The organism is Phyllobacterium sp. (assembly GCF_037994425.1).
In the GTDB taxonomy this organism is placed as follows: Bacteria; Pseudomonadota; Alphaproteobacteria; order Rhizobiales; family Rhizobiaceae; genus Phyllobacterium.
The window spans coordinates 1-4,503 of record NZ_JBBNAM010000375.1 but is presented as its reverse complement, the minus strand read 5'-3'; the positions used below and the strand labels follow the sequence as shown (position 1 = coordinate 4,503).

Below are 4,503 nucleotides of genomic sequence, written 5' to 3'. Positions count from 1 at the left end.
TTTTGGCGAGACCCTGGCTGGCGAAGTTGCGCTCTTCACCGATCATGGTGCAATGACGACGACCCCCGGCGAGGCGCGCCGCCGCTCCAGCCTCATTGTTCTCGTCGGCGAGATTCCCGTTTGCCACTATGAGCTCCTTTTTAGCCTCAAAGGGTCCGAACCCGATCTTGGCGACCGGGAGAAACGCTTGTGGTTCCACATTAACGGCGCCCTTGAGCCGACGACCGCAGCGCGCAAGCTTGATCGTACGCTGAAGGCTGTTGCGCTCGGCGGGCACGGGCTTGGACTTGCTGGCGTGCTGGCCGCGCTGCGAGCCGAGCTGCAGGGAAGAAACTACACGGGATCAGTTGCAAAATTCGACCGCCTGAAGAGCATACTCGGCAAGAGCAGATTCCCGGTCTTCGTCTTTTCCGGTACCACCGGCACGCCTGAGCTTGTCATGCTTCAAGGGCTCGTGGCGGACCTTAACAGGCAAGGCCGCGCCAGCACCCTGTTTCTTCCCACTGATGACGATGCCTGGGGCATGGCCCTGACATCGCTGTGGATGACCGGCTTTCCGCCCCGAACAGGATTTTCCAATAGCCTCCCAAGCTATGACCCCGTGCGATGGGACACCCAGCGTATGGTTCGCGATAAGGAAGCGGACCTTCACGTGTGGGTGTCTGCACGCGGAGCGCTGCCGCCAAAGAGCAGGGTCAGCCTGATCTCGTTGAGCCGGACCGAGAGGCAAACGGACGGGGCGGCGGTGACGATTTCGGTCGGCAAAGCCGGCCTCGATCACGATGGCGTTGCCTTTTCGAGCAGGATCGGGACATTTCATTCGCTCGCCGCATCAGCGCCGTCCGCATTGCCCAGCATATCGAGCGTCCTTCATAAAGTTGCACATGCGCTTCCCGGACGAAGGGATCTGCCATGCTGATCCGTCTTATGGGGGGCGACGTCGTCGACCCGGTCAGCGGCGCGACGGGCAGGCGCGACCTATGGATGAGGGACGGTGTGATCGTGGATGCGCCCGATGGCGCTGCGGCGGACGAAACGCACGATGTATCGGGCTGCATCGTCATGGCTGGCGCTATCGATATTCACTCGCATATTGGCGGCGGCAATGTGAACACGGCCCGCCTGCTCCTGCCCGAACAGCATGCCGCGCACCAGCCGCGCCCCGCAAACACACCCCTCGCCAATGCGGGCTGGTCGACGTTTCAAACGGGCAGTCTTTATGCCCAGATGGGCTTTACCACGGTGGTTGAGCCGGCAATGGCCCCGCATACTGCACTCCACACGCATCTAGAACTCGCCGATATCCCGATCATCGACAAGGCGACCCTCGCCATTCTCGGCAATGACGACTTCACCCTTTCGCTGCTGCGCAACGAGAAGAGTTCGGCAATGCTCGACGATTACGTCGCCTGGATCGTCGGCTCGTCCCGCGCACTCGGTGTCAAGGTGATCAATGCCGGCGCCGCCGCCGCCTTCAAGGACAATGTGCGCTCATTCGCATTCGATGATGAAGTGCCTGAATACGGCGTGACCTCGCGTCAAATCGTCAAGGCGCTGCAGGCTTCCGTTACGCGCCTCGGCATACCGCATCCCTTGCATGTCCACTGCAATAATCTCGGCATTGCCGGGAGCGCAGACACGGCCGCGGCGACCATTGCCGCTACGGAAGGCACGCCCCTCCACCTGGCACATCTGCAATTCTACGGCTATGGCACGCAAGGCAAGCGCAAGTTTTCCTCTGAAGCGGCGCGCCTTGCTGAACTCGTCAATGGCAATCGCGATGTTACGATCGACATCGGTCAGGTGATGTTAGGACATACAGTCACGATTTCCTCGGATGTGATGCGCCAGTTTTCAGCAACCGGAAATGCAAGTCCGAAGAAATCCGTCATCATCGACGGCGACGGTAACAGCAGCAGCGGTATCGTCCCCTATCGCTACCGGCAAGACTATTATGGCTCGCTGCAGTGGGCGGTGGGGCTGGAGCTGTTTCTCCTCATCACGGATCCGTGGCGCGTATTCTTTACGACCGACCATCCCAATGGCGCGCCGTTCACCGCCTATCCGGAATTGTTTGAACTTTTGATGAGCGCCGATGCGCGCGACGCAAAGGCGGCCGAGCTCAATGCCGGCGCGCTGGAACTGACGACGCTCGCTTCCGTGCGGCGCGAATATACGTTCGAGGAAATCGCGGTGATGACGCGCGCGGCGCCGGCGCGGCTGTTGGGTCTTAAGGACCGGGGCCACCTGGCGGCAGGGGCGATTGCCGATGTTGCGGTGTACCGGCGCGGCAAGAACATCGCAAAGATGTTTCGCGAAGCTGCACTTGTCTTCAAGAACGGCGAGCTTGTGGTGAAGAACGGCAAGGTGACGCGATACCGTTGGGGAAAGACGTTGCGGCTCAATCCTCCAGCGGACAAGGCGATTGTCAAGCGTATGGAGGATTACCACAAGGAGCGCTATGGCCTCTCACTGGAATGGTTCACCTTTCCAGACGCCGCCATTGCGCGCGAGGAGCCGTTTGCGGAGGTTTCATGCAACAGTTGAACCGCAACGGAGTCCTCATCGACGACACGTTTGCCGAGGCGTTCGGCATGCGCGCGACCGCGATCATCATAACGGCGCCGACGCTCAAGTGGGCTCGGCAGGCGGCCATCACCATGACCGGCTATGCCACTTCGGTTATCGGCTGTGGCTGCGAAGCTGCGATCGATATGGACGTGCCTGAAACCCGAACGCCGGACGGGCGGCCCGGCTGCCGCGTCATGATCTTCGCCATGAGCACTGACGATTTGCAAAAGCAGCTGAAAAGCCGGCTTGGTCAATGTGTGCTCACATCGCCGGGTAGCGCATGCTTTGCAGCGCTTGAAGGCTCGGCGCCGCTCGATCTTGGCAATTCGCTGCGCTATTTCGGCGATGGCTGGCAGATATCAAAAAAGTTCGGTGGCCGGCATTACTGGCGCGTCCCGGTCATGGATGGCGAATTCCTCTGCGAAGCAACGACTGGCCTTACAAAGAACGCGGTAGGGGGAGGCAATCTCCTCTTGCTCGCAGCCGACAACGCCAAGGCCCTTCATGTGGCCGAGCGCGCCGTCGCCGCGATTGAGAAGGTACCGGGCGCGATCATGCCGTTTCCAGGCGGGATCGTGCGCTCCGGCTCGAAGGTGGGCGGCAAATACAAGGGCATGATGGCCTCGACGAATGACGCTTTTGCGCCAACGCTGCGCGGCGTGGTCAATTCCGCGCTTTCAACCGACGTCAATGCGGTACTGGAGATCGTCATCGATGGTGAAACCAGCGATGCAGTGGCGGCGGCCATGCGCGCAGGGCTGAAGGCTGCGATCGATCTTGGGCCGAAGCGGGGGGCACTGCGGATCAGCGCCGGCAATTATGGCGGCAAGCTCGGCAAGTTTCACTACCATCTGAAGGACTTGCTGCCATGAAAGCCATGACCTTCACCCTTTTGTCGGAGCCAATGGAGTGGCTCGATCTGTCAGTCCTGACGCCGAGCACCATTTCAGGGCTGACGCTGCCCCAGATCGAAAAACTGCGCGTCGGCACCAGCCGCCGCCCCGCGGTTGTCGGCGATCTGTTCAAGGTAGAAGGAACGGATCGCCAAAACCTTGTGCTTCAAGGTGGCAGCGCCCGCTTTGACCGGGTCGGTGCCGGCATGGACTCGGGCAGCCTGCGCGTCATCGGCAATGTCGGCAGCCAGGCCGGGCGGAAGATGTCGGGAGGCCGCCTGACAATCGAAGGCAATGCTGGCGATCATGCCGGCTCGGGCATGGCTGGCGGACGGTTCGAACTTATGGGTAGTGCCGGTGATCATGTCGGCGCGCCCCTGGCCGGCGAAATTTCAGGCATGCAAGGCGGCGTTTTCGTCATTCGCGGCAGAGCCGGCCATTACGCCGGTGATCGGCTGCGTCGCGGCATCGTTGCGATCGGCAAAGGCTGCGGGGATTATACCGGATGTCGCATGATCGCCGGAACGATCGTTGTCGTCGGTCGGGTCGGGGCAATGCCAGGCTATCTGATGAAGCGCGGTTCGCTTGTCTTTGATCGTCACCCCGCGGCGCTGTCGCCAACCTTTGTTGCCTGCGGGCGGCCTGACATGGCTTTTTCCAGTCTCTTTGACCGTTATCTCATTGCAGAAGGCATTTTCGAGCGCCCACTCCTCGGCCAGAGGCCGGGAAAATATGCCGGTGACACCGCCGTTTCGGGCAAGGGCGAGCTTCTCTATCGCAGCGCGCGGTAGAGTTGCCCGCATGGACGGGCGGCCAGGCTATCAGGAAGCCTTTCGAGAGGGACGGGTTTCGACGACACGCGGTCGCTGAAACCGGATGCGCCCCCTTTCGGGCTCGGCCTTGCGCTCCTCCTTGCGGGTGATCACGATACGGGCGTCGGTTTCGATGCGGAACACCAGGCCTTGCGTGGACACCAGCTTGAAGCTCTGCGGATCAAACGACTTTCCCGCCGTGACCATGATAGGTTTAAGTTCATGGA

At 61.0% G+C, this 4,503-nt stretch carries 5 protein-coding genes; 4 read left to right on the top strand and 1 reads right to left on the bottom strand.

Annotation, left to right across the window (positions count from 1 at the left end; all coding sequences use genetic code 11):
• The 4 genes from AAAB35_RS25200 to AAAB35_RS25185 all read left to right on the top strand — a co-directional run.
• The coding region (locus tag AAAB35_RS25200) for a tungsten formylmethanofuran dehydrogenase (protein ID WP_340671045.1) at positions 1-919 on the top strand (919 nt) is incomplete at its 5' end.
• Positions 913-2,547: a formylmethanofuran dehydrogenase subunit A gene (locus AAAB35_RS25195; protein WP_340671044.1), complete on the top strand. Its 1,635-nt coding sequence runs from the start codon at positions 913-915 to the stop codon at positions 2,545-2,547. The genes AAAB35_RS25200 and AAAB35_RS25195, both read left to right, overlap by 7 nt.
• Positions 2,535-3,443 (top strand): formylmethanofuran--tetrahydromethanopterin N-formyltransferase, encoded by a 909-nt coding sequence (gene fhcD / locus AAAB35_RS25190; protein WP_340671043.1) that lies wholly within the window; start codon positions 2,535-2,537, stop codon positions 3,441-3,443. The genes AAAB35_RS25195 and fhcD overlap by 13 nt, the downstream gene beginning before the upstream one ends.
• The gene (locus AAAB35_RS25185; RefSeq protein ID WP_340671042.1) at positions 3,440-4,255 is read left to right on the top strand and encodes a formylmethanofuran dehydrogenase subunit C; all 816 of its coding nucleotides are present in this window, start codon (positions 3,440-3,442) and stop codon (positions 4,253-4,255) included. Before fhcD ends, AAAB35_RS25185 begins: the two co-directional genes overlap by 4 nt.
• A 30-nt stretch (positions 4,256-4,285) precedes the next feature.
• On the opposite strand, the gene AAAB35_RS25180 is transcribed toward AAAB35_RS25185, so the two are convergent.
• The coding region (locus tag AAAB35_RS25180; protein ID WP_340671041.1) for a hypothetical protein at positions 4,286-4,503 on the bottom strand (218 nt) is incomplete at its 5' end.